The 17,368-nt window shown below is 42.7% G+C and carries 14 protein-coding genes, 2 tRNA genes and 2 pseudogenes; 10 read left to right on the top strand and 8 right to left on the bottom strand.

The annotated features are described in order from the left end of the window. Window positions 1-122: 122 nt before the first annotated feature. Together TY03_RS17655 and TY03_RS23065 are read right to left on the bottom strand one after the other, a co-directional pair. Window positions 123-1,208 (bottom strand): NAD(P)H-dependent flavin oxidoreductase, encoded by a 1,086-nt coding sequence (locus tag TY03_RS17655; protein ID WP_042372398.1) that lies wholly within the window; start codon window positions 1,206-1,208, stop codon window positions 123-125. Between the two features lie 153 nt (window positions 1,209-1,361). After that, entirely contained in the window at window positions 1,362-1,487 is a 126-nt protein-coding gene (locus TY03_RS23065) for a hypothetical protein (protein WP_262482532.1), read from the bottom strand. A gap of 194 nt (window positions 1,488-1,681) precedes the next feature. Here TY03_RS23065 and TY03_RS17645 point away from each other — a divergent pair. The 5 genes from TY03_RS17645 (at window position 1,682) to nuoE (ending at window position 6,265) form a co-directional block, all read left to right on the top strand. After that, a tRNA-Asp gene (locus tag TY03_RS17645) sits at window positions 1,682-1,755 on the top strand. A gap of 63 nt (window positions 1,756-1,818) precedes the next feature. After that, window positions 1,819-1,892 (top strand) — tRNA-Asp (locus TY03_RS17640). 190 nt (window positions 1,893-2,082) lie between these two features. Next, the gene (locus TY03_RS17635) at window positions 2,083-3,990 is read left to right on the top strand and encodes an NADH-ubiquinone oxidoreductase-F iron-sulfur binding region domain-containing protein (protein WP_042372395.1); all 1,908 of its coding nucleotides are present in this window, start codon (window positions 2,083-2,085) and stop codon (window positions 3,988-3,990) included. A gap of 14 nt (window positions 3,991-4,004) precedes the next feature. After that, entirely contained in the window at window positions 4,005-5,771 is a 1,767-nt protein-coding gene (locus TY03_RS17630; protein WP_042372394.1) for an NADH-dependent [FeFe] hydrogenase, group A6, read from the top strand. Window positions 5,772-5,788: 17 nt separating this feature from the next. After that, the gene (nuoE, locus tag TY03_RS17625; RefSeq protein ID WP_042372392.1) at window positions 5,789-6,265 is read left to right on the top strand and encodes an NADH-quinone oxidoreductase subunit NuoE; all 477 of its coding nucleotides are present in this window, start codon (window positions 5,789-5,791) and stop codon (window positions 6,263-6,265) included. Window positions 6,266-6,272: 7 nt separating this feature from the next. Here the strand turns inward: nuoE and TY03_RS17620 are convergent, their stop codons facing one another. The 6 genes from TY03_RS17620 to msrB all read right to left on the bottom strand — a co-directional run bounded on the left by TY03_RS17620 (window position 6,273) and on the right by msrB (window position 13,088). Beyond that, a complete protein-coding gene (locus TY03_RS17620; RefSeq protein WP_148335719.1) occupies window positions 6,273-7,133 on the bottom strand; it encodes a glycine betaine ABC transporter substrate-binding protein in 861 nt (286 codons plus the stop codon). 38 nt (window positions 7,134-7,171) lie between these two features. Then, window positions 7,172-7,987 (bottom strand): ABC transporter permease, encoded by an 816-nt coding sequence (locus TY03_RS17615; RefSeq protein WP_042372390.1) that lies wholly within the window; start codon window positions 7,985-7,987, stop codon window positions 7,172-7,174. Then, the gene (locus tag TY03_RS17610) at window positions 7,984-9,210 is read right to left on the bottom strand and encodes a quaternary amine ABC transporter ATP-binding protein (RefSeq protein ID WP_042372388.1); all 1,227 of its coding nucleotides are present in this window, start codon (window positions 9,208-9,210) and stop codon (window positions 7,984-7,986) included. Before TY03_RS17610 ends, TY03_RS17615 begins: the two co-directional genes overlap by 4 nt. Before the next feature lie 28 nt (window positions 9,211-9,238). Beyond that, window positions 9,239-10,159, bottom strand: coding sequence for a hypothetical protein (locus TY03_RS17605; RefSeq protein ID WP_230202002.1), 921 nt, complete (start codon window positions 10,157-10,159; stop codon window positions 9,239-9,241). 498 nt (window positions 10,160-10,657) lie between these two features. Continuing rightward, window positions 10,658-11,776: a lipid II:glycine glycyltransferase FemX gene (locus tag TY03_RS17600; RefSeq protein ID WP_042372384.1), complete on the bottom strand. Its 1,119-nt coding sequence runs from the start codon at window positions 11,774-11,776 to the stop codon at window positions 10,658-10,660. A gap of 229 nt (window positions 11,777-12,005) precedes the next feature. Further along, window positions 12,006-13,088 carry a peptide-methionine (R)-S-oxide reductase MsrB gene (gene msrB / locus TY03_RS17595; protein WP_042372382.1) on the bottom strand — a complete coding sequence of 361 codons (1,083 nt, stop codon included), beginning with the start codon at window positions 13,086-13,088 and terminating at the stop codon, window positions 12,006-12,008. Window positions 13,089-13,451: 363 nt separating this feature from the next. Between msrB and TY03_RS17590 the strand changes: the two genes are divergently transcribed. The 5 genes and pseudogenes from TY03_RS17590 (at window position 13,452) to TY03_RS22950 (ending at window position 17,284) form a co-directional block, all read left to right on the top strand. Then, on the top strand, window positions 13,452-14,441 hold the full coding sequence (locus TY03_RS17590; RefSeq protein WP_042372380.1) for a 6-bladed beta-propeller: 990 nt from the start codon (window positions 13,452-13,454) through the stop codon (window positions 14,439-14,441). A gap of 28 nt (window positions 14,442-14,469) precedes the next feature. Next, a complete protein-coding gene (locus TY03_RS17585; protein WP_042372378.1) occupies window positions 14,470-15,489 on the top strand; it encodes a 6-bladed beta-propeller in 1,020 nt (339 codons plus the stop codon). Between the two features lie 83 nt (window positions 15,490-15,572). After that, window positions 15,573-16,091 (top strand): annotated as a pseudogene (locus TY03_RS22960) (HAD family hydrolase); the annotation flags it as partial. Between the two features lie 126 nt (window positions 16,092-16,217). Continuing rightward, window positions 16,218-16,826, top strand: a complete 609-nt coding sequence (locus TY03_RS22955) for an NUDIX hydrolase N-terminal domain-containing protein (RefSeq protein WP_230202004.1) — start codon at window positions 16,218-16,220, stop codon at window positions 16,824-16,826. Between the two features lie 24 nt (window positions 16,827-16,850). Then, window positions 16,851-17,284, top strand: a pseudogene (locus TY03_RS22950) (GNAT family N-acetyltransferase). Window positions 17,285-17,368 lie beyond the last annotated feature (84 nt).

Below are 17,368 nucleotides of genomic sequence, written 5' to 3'. Positions count from 1 at the left end.
CACTCTGCTACTCCATGATTTTAGCTCGCAAAAATAACGATTTATTGCAAAATCACGAAATATAAAAGCAAAAAGTTTAGATTAAAACATCAAAATCTAACAGATAGAAAGAATTTTAATCGCTAACAACGCTCTCTAGACAAACACATCTCATCAAACTCCTGCACCAGTTCGGCAAATGTCTCTTTCACCGACATAATGCGATGAGCTTTCGACACACACGAACCGGCAAAAGCAAACCCATGCTCGAAGTTGCCTTTATAGGCTTGATAAAGAGCCACGGATATACAGTAAGGTGTTTTTTCGACATCGCACGTATGAATACAGCTATAAGGACAGCTCTTGGGCTGGCGCAAACCCGCCTTTACTTTTTGGAGAAAGTTACTGCGAATAGCTCGTCCGGGCATCCCTACGGGGCTTTTTATAATTTCTATATCGGCATCGGTAGCATTGATGTACTGCTGCTTAAAAGCATCGGAAGCATCACATTCGGTAGTGGTCACAAAGCGAGTACCCATTTGCACCCCTGAGGCTCCCAGTGCCATCATACGACAGATATCTCCACCCGAGAAGAGACCACCTGCCACAATAACAGGAATCTTGATGTTGTGTTTCGTTTCAAAAGGAACAACTTCTGCCACTACCTGAGGCAATAGTTCTTCGAGCGAATAGTTCACATCATCGATCTGAGACTCTTTGAAGCCTAAATGTCCACCCGCTTGCGGTCCTTCGAGCACAATGGCGGCAGGCAGATATTGATAAGAACTCTCCCATTTCTGGCAAATGATTTTGGCTGCACGTGCCGAAGAGACGATAGGCACTAACTCGGTCACACTATCCTTCGTCAGGAAAGAAGGCAAATCGAGCGGAAGTCCTGCTCCGCAAAACAAGACGTCTACTTTCTCTGTAATACAGGTTTTCACTAATTCGGCAAAATTAGTAAGGGCTACCATCACGTTCACCCCGATGATACCGCTTGTTTTTGCACGCGCCTTGCGTATCTCTTCGATCAGACCCAATTTGCCGGCCTCCCGATAGTCGCTCGATAGTTTTGTATATAATAGACTAAGGCCCGTAGCGGAGATAACTCCAATACCACCTTCGTTTGCTACAGCAGCAGCTAAACCGGATAACGATACGCCTACGCCCATGCCGCCCTGAATAATAGGTAAAATAGCAGTCAGATTACCAATCTGTAATGTTTTCATTCTGTTGTTTATAATAATGCTGAATTAAATTGTACTGATGAAACTTCTCACTCTTGCAATTATCAGCCACGAACTCGAATAGTTCCCGATTCATAAACACTAGAACGAACATCGCTGTTACCTCTCTATATATTATAATAGAGGAAATAGATGTCACACCTTGCCACGCATTCTGGCAATTAATGAGGCAAAGGTAAGAACATTTATTCCAGCATAGATGCGAAGAATGGTATTTTTTTCTTTTTTTCTATCCGTTTTCTCTTTTTTCATTCTATTCATACACTAAACAACACTTTTACTCTGTCTGAAGAGGAAAATAAGCATTTCTTTCTTCTATTGAGAACCAACGTCTTATCTTTTTTCTTTCATTTTTACAGTAAAAAAAGGGCTAAAACTATTGCAGGTTTAACAAAAACAACTACCTTTGCACCCGCAATCGAGAGAGAATGCTAATTAAGAGTTAAAGAAATATTGGTTCGGTAGTTCAGTTGGTTAGAATACCTGCCTGTCACGCAGGGGGTCGCGGGTTCGAGTCCCGTCCGGACCGCTTTCAAAATGAAAGAAAGCGAAACGATACAACGAAACGACGATTAATTAGAAAACACATATTGGTTCGGTAGTTCAGTTGGTTAGAATACCTGCCTGTCACGCAGGGGGTCGCGGGTTCGAGTCCCGTCCGGACCGCTTTCAAAGAAAGCAAAATGAAGAAAAAGCTCTGTAATCTTAGGATTACAGAGCTTTTTTCGTTTTATCCTCAGCCCTCATACGCACCTACATACGAGATAGTGAGTTATTTACGCAACTATTTTCTGAAAAATCTATTTATTTTCAGACAAAGAATTATATTTGCGAAAACTACCAAAATCTGAGACGTATGAAAATCCTATCTATCCATGACTTGCAGTCAATCAGGAAGAAAGCAGGACAAGCACTCTCGTTGCGAGAAGAAAGCAATGAGATAGTAGCCGAAAAAAGCTGCGGACTGGCAGTCGGAACAAAGCACCTGCAAATCTTGGTTTGCGGAGGAACGGGCTGCAAAGCCTCTTCCAGTCATACCATCACCGACCATCTGCAAAAAAAGCTCGAAGCAAACGGCATCTCCAACCAAGTGGAAGTGATTACCGTAGGTTGCTTCGGATTCTGCGAGAAAGGCCCGATTGTGAAGATTATCCCCGATAACACGTTTTACACGCAAGTTACCCCCGAAGATGCCGAAGAGATCATCACCGAACACATCATAGGTGGCCGAAAAATTGAACGCTTACTCTACGAAGACCCAAAAACAGAAAAAGCCGTCAGCGACTCCAAGCACATGGATTTCTACCGAAAACAACTACGCGTTGCCCTGCGCAACTGTGGTTTTATAGACCCGGAAAATATAGAAGAATATATTGCCCGCAACGGTTACTTTGCATTGGCAGACTGCTTATTGCAGAAGCAACCGACAGAGGTGATCGAGAGTATCAAACGCTCCGGTCTGCGCGGACGTGGTGGCGGCGGATTCCCAACAGGTATCAAATGGGAGTTGACCCACAAACAAGAGGCCGACACAAAATACGTGGTTTGTAATGCCGATGAAGGCGATCCCGGTGCATTCATGGACCGCTCTATCATGGAAGGCGACCCTCACTCCATCGTAGAGGCAATGGCCATCTGCGGTTATTCCATCGGGGCTTCCAAAGGACTGGTCTATATCCGTGCCGAATATCCGCTTGCCATTCAGCGACTAAAGAAAGCCATAGCACAAGCCCGTGAATATGGTCTGTTGGGGAATAATATATTAGGTACCCCCTTCGGCTTCGACATCGAGATTCGTTACGGTGCAGGAGCTTTTGTTTGTGGAGAAGAAACCGCACTGATTCACTCCATGGAAGGGAAACGGGGTGAACCAACTCTCAAACCTCCCTTCCCTGCCGAATCCGGTTATCTGGGAAAACCAACCAATGTGAATAATGTGGAAACCCTTGCCAATATACCTATTATATTAACGAAAGGTGCAGACTGGTACGCGTCCATCGGAACCGAACGCTCCAAAGGTACGAAGGTGTTTGCACTGGCAGGAAAGATTAATAATGTAGGACTGATCGAAGTACCCATGGGAACTACGCTTCGGGAGGTCATCTATGAGATAGGCGGAGGAATAAAAGGAGGAAAGAAATTCAAAGCCGTACAAACCGGAGGACCTTCGGGAGGATGCCTAACGGAAAAGCATCTCGATACCCCAATTGATTTCGACAACCTGCTGGCAGTAGGCTCTATGATGGGATCGGGCGGAATGATTGTCATGGACGAGGATGACTGTATGGTATCCGTATCTCGATTCTACCTCGATTTTACCGTAGAAGAATCCTGTGGCAAGTGCACTCCCTGCCGCATAGGCAACAAGCGGCTGTTGGAGTTGCTCAACAAGATTACAGACGGGCGCGGAACGGAAAAGGATCTCGACACCCTTTCTACATTGGGGCGAGTCATTAAAGATACGGCTCTCTGCGGATTGGGACAAACTTCGCCCAACCCGGTGCTCTCAACGCTCGACAATTTTTATGATGAATACCTGGAGCACGTCAAAGACAAGACCTGCCGTGCCAAACAGTGCAAATCATTGCTGACTTACACCATCAACCCCGAGCTCTGCATCGGTTGCCATCTTTGTGCCAAGAACTGTCCGGTAGATGCCATTAACGGTACGGTGCGCAAGCCCCATGCCATTAATCCCGACACCTGCATCAAATGCGGAATGTGTATGGCACGTTGCAAATTCAAAGCGATCCTTGTTTGCTAAAATAGAAGAACATTATGGAAGAAAAACAGATTACACTCCAAATAGACGGTCACTACATTACCGTGCCCGAAGGAAGTACCATCCTCGAAGCTGCTTGCAAAATCGGTATCGACATCCCCACTCTCTGCCATATCGACCTGAAGGGTACTTGTATTAAAAACAATCCCGCTTCGTGTCGCATCTGCGTAGTCGAAGTGATAGGCAGAAAGAATCTCGCTCCCTCCTGCGCTACTCGTTGCACAGAAGGAATGGTAGTAAAAACAAGTACCTTGCGGGTAATGAATGCGCGTAAAATAGTAGCCGAACTCATTCTGTCCGACCACCCGAACGATTGTCTCACCTGCCCCAAATGCGGTAACTGCGAACTTCAAACACTGGCTCTGCGGTTCAACATCCGCGAAATGCCTTTCAATGGTGGCGAACTCTCTCCCCGCAAACGGGAGATAACGACCTCCATTGTCCGCAACATGGACAAATGCATCTTCTGCCGTCGGTGCGAAAGTGTATGCAACGATGTGCAGACTGTCGGCGCACTCGGAGCTATCCGAAGAGGATTTAATACCACCATCGCTCCTGCGTTCGACCGCATGATGACGGAAAGCGAATGTACCTACTGTGGTCAGTGCGTAGCTGTTTGCCCGGTGGGTGCACTAACCGAACGCGATCATACCAACCGTTTACTGAAAGACTTGGAGAATCCGAATAAAGTAGTCATCGTCCAAACTGCTCCAGCCGTACGTGCTGCCCTGGGCGAAGAGTTCGGACTGCAACCCGGTACATTGGTTACCGGAAAGATGGTTTATGCACTTCGCGAACTTGGTTTTGATTATGTATTCGATACCGACTTTGCCGCCGACCTCACCATCATGGAAGAGGGTTCGGAGATTCTAAGCCGACTAAACCGCCATCTCAATGGCGATAAGTCGGTACGCCTCCCTATTCTAACATCCTGTTGCCCTGCATGGGTGAACTTCTTTGAACACCACTTCTCCGACATGCTCGATGTTCCATCCACTGCCCGTTCGCCCCAGCAGATATTCGGTTCTATTGCCAAGAGTTACTGGGCGGAGAAAGTGGGTATACCAAGAGAGAAATTAGTAGTCGTCTCCATCATGCCTTGCCTTGCCAAGAAGTATGAATGCGACCGCAATGAATTTAAAGTAAATGGCAACCCCGATGTCGATTACTCCCTATCGACACGCGAACTGGCGCGCCTCATCAAACGTGCCAATATCGGGTTCACCTTAGTGCCCGATAGTCCTTTCGATAATCCGATGGGTGAATCGACCGGAGCCGGAGTAATCTTCGGCACTACCGGTGGAGTGATGGAAGCTGCTCTACGCTCGGTCTATGAAATCTATACCGGAGAAACGCTACAAAACGTAAACTTCGAACAGGTACGCGGACTCGCCGGTGTGCGCCGTGCTACAATCAACCTCAATGGTTTCAAGCTGAAAGTAGGCATCGCCCACGGGTTAGGCAATGCCCGGCAGTTGCTCGAAGATATACGCAACGGGAGCAACGAATACCACGTGATTGAGATCATGGCTTGTCCGGGAGGTTGCATCGGTGGTGGCGGTCAACCACTGCATCATGGCAATTCGGAGGTGCTCTATGCCCGTGCCAACGCTCTGTACCGCGAAGATGCAAACAAACCCCTGCGAAAAGCACACGAAAACACCTACATAAAGACTCTGTACGAAGAGTTTCTCGGCAAACCACTGAGCGAGAAAGCGGAACATCTGCTACACACTCACTATTTCAACAAGTCTCAAGATTAACTTTAAAAAAGCAACCTATGTCAGATATTAAATTGGCGTGCAACATTGCCGAACAAGTGAAAGCTATCTGCGATAAATATGAGAACCAACCGGGAGAACTAATCAATATCCTGCACGAAGCGCAACATCTGCAAGGCTATCTGCCCGAAGAGATGCAGCGTATCATCGCCCGGCAACTAAACATCCCCGTATCGAAAGTATATGGAGTAGTGACCTTCTACACCTTCTTTACCATGACCCCGAAGGGCAGGCATCCCATCTCGGTATGCATGGGTACAGCCTGCTACGTACGTGGTTCCGAAAAACTATTGGAAGAGTTCAAACGGATATTGGGCATCGAAGTTGGCGAAACAACTCCGGATGGCAAATACTCTTTAGACTGCCTGCGTTGTGTAGGCGCCTGTGGATTAGCTCCGGTTGTGATGATCGGAGAAAAGGTATACGGGCGCTTGCAGCCGGTCGATGTGAAGAGAATCATCGATGAGTTGGAGTGAGTCCTTTCTATTCCTGCACAGAAACGGGTATCCAACTTTCTATCAACGCGGCATGATCCTTCATCCACGCTTTAACAGTTGCCTCCTCGGTTGTTTTCGAGCCTTCGAGTGCAGCCATTAGCGAAGCAATCTCTTCGTCGCTCAATCGTATATTGCTAATTAATTGAGCAGCAAACGGATCTTTCTCTCTAAAACCCTTCCATGCGATGGAGCGGATTGATTCGGCATTGCCGTACACTCCTTTGGGGTCTTCGAGCACTTTCAACTTAAATCGCTCAAACATCCAATGGGGAGTCCAGCCGGTTACCACCACCCACTCTCCATCGTCAATGGCTCGTTTCAATGAAGCAGTCATGCCGGGTCCACTCGAGGTGAGCAAGTTAAAATCCAACTGATAGGCGGATATGGCGTCGTTGGTTACTTTCATGATACCCGATCCGGCATCAATACCTACAATCTTCGCTCCGAAACGCTCTTTGTCTGCGTTGAGTTCTTCGATCCTACTAATCGGAACGTAATCTGGCACTACCAAACCTATGCGTGCTTCGCTATACACCTCACCCAAGACATTGAGTTTATCTCCATAGCGATCCATATAATCTTTGTGCGTAACCGGAAGCCATGCATCCATAAACACATCAATCTTTTTAGTTGAAATAGAAGCAAAGATCGGGGCTACATCGGCATTGAGTAGTTCGACATCGTAACCCTGCTCTGTCAGTACCTCTTTTGTCAGGTAGGTAATGGCGATGCAATCGGCCCAGTTGGTGTAACCTATTTTAATTTTCTTTTCTGCCGGGCTATTGCCACACGAGACAAGTAACAGCAGCGATAAAGCTGCTAATGCGATATTTTTCAATTTAGTCATCATATCTTTCCATTTAGTTCTGTTTTCTATTTGTTTATTCATCTCTTTCTTTTTGCCAATCCTTGGGTTATCCGGTCGAGGATGATAGCCAGCACCACAACAGCAATACCACCTTCGAAACCCAAACCGATCTTCATTTGTGTAATACCTTTCAGCACAATTTCGCCCAATCCTCCTGCCGAAATCATGGCAGCAATAACCACCATCGAAAGCGACATCATAATGGTTTGATTAATTCCCGTCAGAATAGTGGGCAACGCCAACGGAAGCTGAACCTTGAATAGCAACTGCCGGGGAGTAGCACCAAACGACCGGGAAGCCTCAATAATCGCTTCGGGAACCTGACTAATACCCAAACTCGTAAGACGCACCACCGGAGGCATCGCAAAGATAATCGTAGCAAAAGCTCCCGGAACGGTTCCCAAACCAAAGAACAGCACAGCCGGTATCAGGTAAACGAAAGCCGGCATGGTTTGCATGAAATCGAGAATCGGGCGGGCTATTTTATTGCATCTTGCGCTTCGTGCCGTCCAGATACCAAGCGGAATGCCAAGCAGTAAAGCGATGGCGGTGGAAGACAACACCAAAGCCAGCGTTTGCATCGTTTCGAACCAAAAACCCATACCATAAATAAGTAGTAACCCCAGCACGGTAAACAAAGCCGTCCATTTGCCGGCCTTGAACCACGACAAGACAGCCAGCAGCACAATGGTTATATAAAATGGTATTCCGTATAATAATTGTTGAAAGCCTTCGATAAACCCTCCGATTCCGTAACTCAATGCATCAAAAAAAGGTGCAAAATGTTCGGTTAACCACGTAATAAATGTCTCTATATATTGTCCTATCATCATAAATCTATTGCGTTTTTAATAATTTCATTAATTTCTGTTTTGTCCTTACCTGTTACCTCGATAATCAGCGATGAGAGCGGAACGGTTCCTTGAAATTCTCGCTCTTCATTGACCACCCAAATGGGCGAATTAGTCTTGGTCATCAAAGGCAGAATATCTTCAATTACCGTTTCGGCCAGTACGGAATGTACCTCATGGCGCACAACAGAGTCGATTGATTTCGTTTGTTCTTTTCTAAGCTGAAGCAAATCGTTTAGCCTTACCTCGCCCAGCAACACATTGTTTGCATCGACGACAGGAAGCACTGTCAGGTTTCTCTGCTTCATCTTACGTATTACTCCCTCGGGACCCTCTTTCCAAAGACGAACCACCAATGGTTTATCAATCATGACCGATGAAGCAGTGATAATTTTACTGCGGTCTACGTTTTCGACAAATCTTTCCACGTAGGCATTGGCCGGTTCGGTCAGTATCTCTTCCGAACTGCCTATTTGTACAATCTCACCATCTTTCATGATGGCAATACGATCGCCCAGTTTAATAGCCTCGTTCAAATCGTGGGTGATGAATACAATAGTCTTTTTCATTTTAGCCTGAAGTGCCAACAATTCATCCTGCATCTGCACCCTTATCAATGGATCGAGAGCAGAGAAAGCCTCATCCATAAGCAATACTTCGGGATTGTTCGCCAACGCTCTGGCCAAACCAACCCGCTGTTGCATTCCTCCCGATAGTTCGCCTACCATTTGTTCCTCGTAGCCCTTTAAACCGACCAGTTCCATACTTTCGAGTGCTTTCTTCTCACGTTCTTCCTTGCGAACACCTTGCAGCTCTAATCCAAATGCAATATTTTGCAATACCGAACGATGAGGCAAGAGCCCAAAATGCTGGAAAACCATTGCCAACTCTTTTCTACGTATATCTAAAAGTTCTTTGTCAGAAGCTAAGGCTATATCGCGACCATTAATAATCACCTCGCCCTGCGTAGGTTTAATAAGGCGATTAATGCAGCGAAGCAAAGTCGATTTACCACTTCCCGATAAGCCCATGATCACAAATATCTCTCCTTCATTGATGGTTAAATTCGCATTCTGTACGGCAATCGTACAGTGGGTTTCTTTCAAAATAGCACTTTTGCTCTTACCTTCCTTAATCATTCGAAGTGCTTTTCGCTTCTCATTGCCAAAGATGAGGTACAAGTCTTTTATTGTTATTTTACTCATATATAATTGATTGATAATTGTTTGATCGTTAAAAATAATATCCTAGATTGATATTGAAGCGCGCGTTCCAAGCATTGGAGGTAGCATCGGAGAAACTTCGTTCCCAATTACCGCCTAGCCATGCATGGTTTTTACCCATCGCATAATCCACATAAATATATACCGGTTTGATATCCAGCAAACACCCTGTTATGTTTTGAGCACTATTGACATACCCTGCCTGCTGCTTGTCCATCAAGCTAAAGTCGTTGTAGAGTTGTATAGACTTCAAGACACCTTTATCGAGTCGAAAGGTATAAGCCAAAGATGCCGAATAAACCATGAAGCGAGAGGCTGTATAGTAAGATCCGCCATAAGCACACATCTCTACGTCTGTAGGGGCTTCCATCTCTTTAGTGTTGGGCGAGATATTTCGATAGATGTATTGAAGTTTAAGATTCCAGCCCTTATACTCTCCCATATAGTGAATGGCAAATGCAGCGTGCTTTCCCATTTTCTCGGTATCGAGGTTATACAATCCCCCCAGCATAGTCGAGGCACCGATCTGCTGGTTAGTAAGCTGCCCGAAATGATAAATCAATTGTGCATTTCCTTGATTTACCTCTTTATTTCTCCCTCCTATGTCGTATGCATAGCGGCTCGGAGAGGATTCAGAGTCAGAACCAAATTGGAATTCATCCGAATTCTTAAAAAAGGCAGCGGCAAACTCCCAAGCATTTCGTCGATAGATATATTTTATCCCCATATCAGCATCGTCTTCGAGCCCCACATAGTAGTTGATATTGAAAAAGTAACTATTCGATGTATAGGGTTGAATACCAAAGGGCACTGTAGTAAGCCCTACTTGCAACTGATTGTAGTCGTTGAAACGGTATCCCAACCATCCGTGCTTTAGCATGCCTCCCCCCGATGACTCCGGATAAAACCGATACTCGGCATCTAATGACAATTGTTTATAAGAGGCCTTTGCATTGAGTCGAAAAACATCAAAGCCAAAGTCGCCGCCTCTATTTTTACTTCCGGTTTTCCACGAAGAGTAGTTGTAATTAAAACGTAGTGCTCCTCCCAGCTGATACTGAGGCTTTTCCTGAGCGAATAATTGAGGAGCAAATAGCAGAAAAGCAGATATAAAAGTTCATGTAAATCTATCTTTATAATTCATAAAGTTATAGTTTTAACACAGTCGTCCAAAAGAGACTGATAAGTAAATAAAAAAGTAAATAAAGCAGACTGAAAAACGTAAAGGGAGTAATACTTTTAACACGATTAAATCAAACCGAATGAGCGCTTAGAATATCCACAAACAGGGATAGAAACAGACTGCTTTTATGGCTCATTTTTACAAAGGTAAGAAAAAAAGCCACACCAAACAAATTTAGAGTGACTTTTTATGTAAATGCGGCAAAGCAAAAGGGGCTAAAACAGCTAAATAAACGAAAGAAACTCGTTAGGAATAATAGCCTCGATTCCTCATCTCAGAGGCTTGAAACATTGAATACTTATCTTCAATCAGCGGATAATCCCAACAGCCCATTTGATGAAAGATATTTCCACCAAAACCTTGCTTAAATTTATAAAGCCCGTACATCGGATGTGACGGATCTGCACTGGGAGCAATGCCAAACATATCGTATTCGGTACACCCGTTGGCTTTGGCTATTTGTATCGCTTTCCATTGCAAAGCATAAGTCGACATATAATTCCGTTTTTCTGACGACGAAGCACCATAAAGATACGTTGCCCGATGACTAGAGAGAATCAAGAACATGGCAGCAAGCGGCTGATCGTCGACATAGGCAGTCAGGAGCTTGACCTGAACCGGAGACTCTACATCTTCCATCTTTGCAGCAAAGATAGAATCGAAATATTTTATATCATTTATATTGAGCTTGTTGCGACAAGCAGTTTCCAGATAGAGCTGATACCAAATATCCAGATCTTTAACGGTCATCGACTCCACCCTCACTCCTTTACGTAGTGCCAGCCCGATGTTGTAGCGGGTTTTAGGTTTCATCTGTGCCAGAATCTCACTTTCCGTACGCTGCAAATCCAGTATCACCGTATTGGTAGGGAGAATGTCGGTATTTGACTTCACCAGGTTCCAGTTTACCGTATTGAAGTTGAGCTTAAACTCCTGATACTTCTTTTCGGGAGCTCCACACCAAGGCTCATCCTCCCCCTCCTCGCACTCCTTGCTCCAGTGCGACTGCCAGTTGAGATCGTATCGAATAGCGATACAACTGCGAGGGATGTGCGATCGCAGTACCTCGGAGAGCTCTTCCAGAAAGAGTCCCTGCTTCTCCTCCGAGGGCTCTACCTCGGGACCATAAGGAAGATAGGCAATACAGTCTTCGGAGTTTAAATACTGAAGAAACATCACGAAATCGGCTTGTGTATATGAATATCCGCCGACATTGACATACATATCTCGATTGGGTACTTTAAAATCAAAAGCATGAGAATCAACTCCTTGATATTTTTTCACTTTTGACCAAAACGAAGTTTGTTGAATGATTGGAGTTGTGCAAATGTCTATAATCTCCTTTCTTTCTAAATGAACAGTCATAATTTTATTTGTAATTTTTTGCAAAGGTACGCAATATTATATCCTATGCATAATTTAGCCAAACAAAATAAGCAACACCCTAATTATCAGCAATTAAAAAAGTACGTATTCTTAGGGTATAAGAGTACGTACTTTATGCTATGTTAAATACGTACTCTTTGATACCAAGAATACGTACTTTTCTATACAAGGTAACCGTTTATGGTCACAGCCTGTTTTCGACAGCCTGTTATTTGTTCAAAAGTTTCAAATAATCGCCATATCCAGCCTCTTTCATTTGCTCTTTCGGAATAAAACGTAGAGAGGCGCTGTTGATACAATAACGCAACCCACCTTTGTCGGTAGGACCGTCATTGAATACATGTCCTAAATGAGCATCACCTGTGGTGCTGCGTATTTCGATACGCTCCATGCCGTGTGATGTATCTCGCTTTTCTTTCACCAAGGACTTCTCTATCGGCTTTGAGAAGCTGGGCCATCCACATCCCGAATCGAACTTATCGGTGGAGATGAACAATGGTTCGCCGGTCGTTACATCAACATAAATACCTTCTCGCTTCTCATTCCAGTATTCATTATGGAAAGCCGGTTCGGTAGCACTCTTTTGCGTCACAGCATACTGCTCGGCCGAGAGTTTGGAGCGAAGCGTAGCATCATCGGGTTTTTGATAGGTCTTATCGGTGGTAGCAGCCGAAGGCGCATTGGCTTTCTTCGCCAAATCGAACAAGGCGGGATTGATATGGCAATAACCACCGGGATTCTTGTCCAGATAGTCTTGGTGATAGGCTTCGGCTGGATAGAAGCTGGTCAAGGGTTCTATTTCGACTACCAGTGGCTTGGCGTAGTTAACTGCCTGTGCCGCTACATCCGCCTTAATGGTAGGCAGAAGAGCCGGATCGGTATAATAAATTCCGGTGCGGTATTGCGAGCCGCGATCGTTGCCCTGACGGTTCATACTGGTAGGATCTATCGTTTTAAAGAAAAGATCGATCAGCAAATTGAGCTTTACCACCTGTGGATCATAAACCACCTTGACTGTTTCGGCAAAGCCTGTATTGTCCTGACATACCTGTTCGTAGGTGGGGTTCTTCACGTGACCGTTTGCATAGCCCACCTGAGTTTGCTCTACACCGCGAATTTGTTTCAGAAAGTGTTCGGTTCCCCAGAAACATCCTCCGGCAAAGTAAATTTCACTTTGATTCTTCATTGTTTTGTTCTCCTTTATATTAAGGTGATTACTCTTCGCATCTTGCGCATTACCTGTACACGCATAGCTCACTATCAGCATCATAAAAACGACTATTTTCTTCATATCTCTATCCTTTCATTCCTATTGTTATGTAATATATAACAAATAAAAGAGGCAATTGATACGTAGGAAATAATAGAATTTATCGATCATTAGATTTATGTGACAAATGTATGTATAAAAAATGAGATCTACATCCTAGCTCCGACAAATGATAAAATTTAACTAACAACAAGTTAATAACCTATATATCAATAATATAGAATGAATTACATCAAAAAAACAACGAAGTAAGCATTCCCAATACCGATATTGACCGATGTGATTAAAAAAGCACGAATTGAATGTAATTGCACAATTTACATTTATATTTGATTGTAATTGAATGATTTCCATTACTTTTGCAATAGACAAACAACTGATATTATGAGAGATAATATAAAGCTAGTACTGATTATTTTTCTGTGTGGTGCATGTACCTCGAAGGTGCAAAATGAGAAATGGCATAACCAAAGGACGAATATCGTTAGTGTGAAAGACGATATAAAAGCAATAGATATGGAAGATGTCTTAATCGGTTCTTTAGCACAACCATATATTTTTGGGGAATATTTAGTTATTGCCGATTACAAATCGAATGATAAGCTCATACAAATATTTGACAAAAAAACCTTTAAACATCTACTGAGTCTTGGAGATGTAGGGCAAGGACCAAAGGAAATATCCAGTCTTGGAGCCATTGCATGGAACGAAAAAGAGCATAGTTTATATGTGACGGATCACGGGCAACGCAGAATACTTAGTTATAATCTGGATAGTCTTTTGAATAACTCTCTCTATTCTCCACAAGTGAAATTAAACTTTAGCGATGTCGCTTTTCCGAACGATTATTACTATATCAATGATACGCTGTCATACGGTTCATTCATACAACCCACCGCCTCTTCTTTTACACAAACCAGCGGCAAATGGAATATGCGTACAGGGAAAATAGAATTAATAGCGTATGCTCACCCTGCAGACGACAAGAAACGAATTGCTTTTAACCTATCGATAAAACACCATACACTCATAGAGTCTAATAGACGCTTTGATTTAATAAGCTTGTACAATATGGATGGAGAATTGCAATATAACGTGTATGGCCCTAATTGGGATCAAAAAGGTGACAGAAAGGAGCATTTTAAAGATGCAGTTATCTGCGATGATAAAATAGTCGCTTCGTATATAGGTGAAGATTGGAATAATAATAATGGAGCGACTATATTTCATGTCTTTACAATCACAGGAGATTATTTGAAAACATTAGATGTAGGTCGCAAAATTAATTACTTTTGTTACGATGCAGACAATAAACGAATTATTATGAATTTGGATAGTGAATATCAATTTGCTTATCTTGATGCAGAACTCTAGTTAGTTTTGGTAATATAAAAAACGTTTTATGAAATTCCTTTTATCTTTTATATTAGTTGTTCTTGCGTGGGGATGTTCTCATCATTCAAGTGTTGATAAACATTTGAACTATTCCGGTAATGTAATGGATGTAAAAGAATTGGTTACTAAAATTGTAATAGATACTCCTCTGCTGAGTGGAATGACAACACCTTATATTTTAGGAAAATACCTTATATTATCCGACCAGCAATCAAAAGAGAACCTCGTATTTGTCTTTGATAAAAAGGATTTTTCATACATTGCAGGAGCAGTACACCCGGGAGAAGGCCCTGACGAAATAACAATGTTAGGAGAACTTATACCCGATGAGGTACATCACCGTCTCTTTGTTGCTGATTATGGAAAGATGAAAATAATGAGTTATAGCCTTGATAGTATTCTTTTAAATCCTGATTGCTTGCCGGAATCTAAGATTGACATGAATAATTCAATAATACCTACGAGGCTCATTTATGTGAATGATACTCTTTGTTATGCCTGTTGTATGACGGTAGAGTCGGGTAAGCCTTTCCAAGAATCCTTGGTTACATGGAATATGAAAACCGGAGATATCCACCCATTGATCAGCGGACATCCCGAGATTGAAAGAAAAAGAATCAGATATACAGTCTCCTTGGAAAAAGATTTAATAGCTGTAAGTTACAATCATCACGACTTATTAGCGATCTATGACCTCAAAGGAAACCTGAAACATTATATTTATGGTTCTAATTGGGACAATGCGATAAGTAATGCTATGATCTATTATTACAAAGGTATCATTATCTGCAATGATCGAATCATAGTGGGATATTCTGGAGAAAGCAACCCTAATACAGGGCCAATAAATGTGACTCACCTATTGGTGTATGATTTGGATGGTAACTACATAAAAACATTAAATGTGGGCTACAATATGAATGCATTCTGCTACGACCCTGAATATAATCGGATAATCATGAGCTTGAACGACGAAAAGTTACAGTTTGCTTATCTTGATTTAGATGGTCTCCTAGAATTGGAGTAGTCATGACATGATACAATCGATTTATTCTAAAACAAACTGTGGTAGATATTTTCAACGAAAACAATATAGCTAATTTTATAAAGATGAGATACAAACATATTATTTTTGATATTGATGGAACGATGCTTGATTCTGCATACGCAGATATTACAGCATTGCAAAGAGTTATTCACGAATTACAAGGAAAGAAGTATGAGCCTCATGAATTACACTTCGCATTGGGTATTCCAGGAGAAATCACTTTGGCGCAATTAGGTATAAAAAATGTAGTGAAAGCTAATCTGCTCTGGAATGACTATATGAAAGAAGCTGCTCATACGATGCGCATATTCGACGGCATTCGTGAACTTATTATTGAGCTGAAAGGAAAAGGGGTACAACTGGGTATTATCACTTCAAAAAACAAAAATGAATATCACAATGATTTTACACCGTTCGGACTTGATACATTTTTTGACACAATTATTACCGTAGAAGATAGTGCTGCACCAAAACCTTCTGCCGAACCAATGTTAGCTTACTTAAAGAAAACAGGAGCAAACAGACAAGAGGTTCTTTATATAGGTGATACACTTTACGACAGAGTTTGCGCAGAGAAAGCAGGCGTCGATTTTGGATTGGCAATGTGGGGATGCCACTCTATCAAACACATTTATGCGACATATTATTTTGCGAATCCCAAGGATGTTTTATATATACTTTCCCAAACGAAAGATGCATATAAAAACATGCCTTGGCTGAAATGGGCCATGGAGCTGCAATTTATTGGACAAGGAGGACTAACCTATTCGGAGAATTGCTTTGACAGAGAACGGTTTGAACGTATCCGGGAGCTTTCAGCAGAGATTATGAGTTTAAAATCAGGATTGTCGCCAGACATTGTACGAGGACTATTTTGCAATGAAACGGGCTTTCAAACCCCCAAATTAGATACTCGCGCAGCTATATTTGAGAGTGGGAAGATACTACTTGTAAAAGAACGTGATGAAAGATGGTCTTTGCCGGGCGGCTGGGTGGATGTAAACCAATCTATTAAATCGAATACGGTAAAAGAGGTAAAAGAGGAGTCTGGATTGGATGTAGTAGCAGTGAAATTGATAGCTTTGCAAGATAGAAATAAGCACAATTTACCTCCATACCCTTACGGTGTATGCAAAGCATTTGTTCAGTGTCAAATTATAGGAGGAGAATTTAAGCCAAATATTGAAACGACAGATGCGGCTTTTTTCTCCCCAGAAGAATTGCCGACATTAGCAGAAGAGAAAAATAATAAAGCTCAAATTAGCCTTTGCTTTGAAGCCTATAATTCGGATTCTTGGGATTGCCTATTCGACTAAAGCAATAAATCTAATAATGCAAAGATGAGCATATATCAACTCTTTAATGCTAAGAAACAGCATATAGACCTCTTATTACTTGCTGATTATCAGTAATCTGTGATAGATCATTACCTGAATCGTGGCGAAATGCTTGTGCTTGAGTATAATGGTGTTAAGGCAGTTTGTGTGGTTACAGATGAGGGGGATGGTATTTGTGAGCTCAAAAATATTGCCGTAAAACCGGATGTTCAACGGAAAGGTTATGGCAAAACTTGATAAAATACTTAATTACTCATTATGCCGGAAAATATTGCCAAATGATAGTTTAAACAGGTGATGTGACAAATGCAGTTATCTTCTACAAAAGCTGTGGGTTCGAATACTCACATCGGATTGAAAACTTTTTCACCAACAATTACGACCATCAGATGATTGAGGATGGAGTGTTGCTTGAAGATATGATTTATTTAAAGTAAGTTGTATTTCTCGACCAACATAGAGATGAAAACAATGGACGTCTTGGATTTTTACAGAACTCGTTTTCAAATCGAATTTTATTA

The sequence above is a fragment of the Bacteroides neonati genome, from assembly GCF_000499785.1.
In the GTDB taxonomy this organism is placed as follows: Bacteria; Bacteroidota; Bacteroidia; order Bacteroidales; family Bacteroidaceae; genus Bacteroides; species Bacteroides neonati.
This window is presented reverse-complemented; position numbering and strand designations above follow the sequence as displayed.